Raw genomic sequence first — 1,634 nt, forward strand, 5'->3', positions numbered from 1 at the left:
CTTGAAATCAAGCTCCAGTACCATCTTCCCGTGGTGTGGATCCCCATTGACGAGATTCCCGAACGGTATGAGGAAGTACCCCGGGATAAAACCATCGGCGTGTTTTGCTCCGCCGGAACGCGGTCGACGATTGTCTATGCTTATCTTTTGTCCAAAGGGTACGAGCGTGTCCGCATCGCGCCAAGCACTTATGAATCGTTGACGAAGCTGTTGTTGCCGGGAAAACTTTACAAGACGGTATGTGAACGCCGCGTGGCTCAAGGTAAGGCCTAAGCCATGCTGCACACCGCGATGGTTGTCCTCGGCATTTTTGTGCTCACGGTCGTCATGATCATGAGCGGACGCGGTGGCGGAAGTTTTTACGTTATCACCCTGGTGCTGTCCGGGGTTCCGGTGCACACCGCCTCGACGACGAGCCAATTCATTTTATTGGCCAGCGCCTTGGCCGGAGCCTTTATTTACGGCAAGGCCAAGACCATGTCCTGGCCACTGGTCGCGTTTTTTGGCGGGTTGAATTCTCTGTTGGCTTTCGTGGGCGGGTTTCAGGCGCATCTGTATAGTGGCTCGTCACTCAAGATGGTTCTGTCCATCGCTCTTGCCATTGCCGGCGTGACCATGCTGTTTTCGGAAAAAAAGGTCATCAAGACCGCTGTGGGCCGGCTGGGATACTGGAACATCCATGAAGGCGAGAATACCTATGTCGTGAATCTCTGGCTGGCCACCCCCATGACGATGGTCACCGGCTTTCTTTCCGGAATGGTTGGTATCTCGGGCGGCGCGTTTCTCGTGCCACTCATGGTTGTCGGCTGTGGCGTGCCCACCCGCACCGCGATCGGAACCGCGACCGCCATGCTCGCGGCCACGGCCTTCACGGGCTTCGCGGGCAACGCCCTGCACGGAGGTTTTGATCCCGTGCTGGCTATTCCATGCGGAATCGTGGCCATTTTGGGAGGAGTGATCGGCGGCAGGCTTGCCATGAAAACAAAATCGAAAAAATTGAAAACTCTATCTGGCTTCATCACCATAATCGCGGCAATCATCATGATGGTGAGCGCTGTCGGGGGAGAGTAACGAGAAGCTCGTCGTAACAGCTAAACACCGACGCGACGCTGGTAAAAGGCGTGGCGCATGCCTCCCGCGTTGCGTCGGTGTTGTTTTCGATTTTTGACACGAGGTTTTAGATGATTTGGAATGTTGATCCCGTGGCCTTCGCTCTGGGGCCCGTGGCCGTACATTGGTATGGTTTGCTTTTTGCCGTCGGTTTTTTTGTCGGACTGCGCCTCATGACGCGTATGTATGTCCGCGAGGGTCGTGATCCGGCGGAGCTGGACCTGTTGTTCGGGTATGTCGTGGCCGGCGTATTGGTTGGGGCCCGGCTCGGGCATTGTTTGTTTTACGATCCGGCCTATTATTTCGCCCATCCTTTGGACATTTTGAAGATCTGGGAAGGGGGTTTGGCCAGCCATGGGGGTGTCGTCGGTCTGGTCGTGGCGGCATGGTTGTTTCGGAGGCATCCTGGCGGGCCGGATTTGCTATGGCTGTTGGACCGGGTGGCCATTCCGGGCGCCCTGGGCGGGATGTGCATCCGGTTGGGCAATTTTATGAATTCCGAGATTGTCGGGTTGCCGACAAAC

The 1,634-nt window shown here is 56.2% G+C and carries 2 protein-coding genes; both read left to right on the top strand.

Features of this window, described 5'->3' with window-relative positions:
* Positions 1 to 279: 279 nt before the first annotated feature.
* Positions 280 to 1,071, top strand: coding sequence for a sulfite exporter TauE/SafE family protein (locus tag EOL86_14655; protein ID NCD26812.1), 792 nt, complete (start codon positions 280 to 282; stop codon positions 1,069 to 1,071).
* 110 nt (positions 1,072 to 1,181) lie between these two features.
* On the top strand, positions 1,182 to 1,634 hold a 453-nt coding region (locus EOL86_14660), incomplete at its 3' end, for a prolipoprotein diacylglyceryl transferase (protein ID NCD26813.1).

The organism is Deltaproteobacteria bacterium (genome assembly GCA_009930495.1).
Classification (GTDB): domain Bacteria; phylum Desulfobacterota; class Desulfovibrionia; order Desulfovibrionales; family Desulfomicrobiaceae; genus Desulfomicrobium.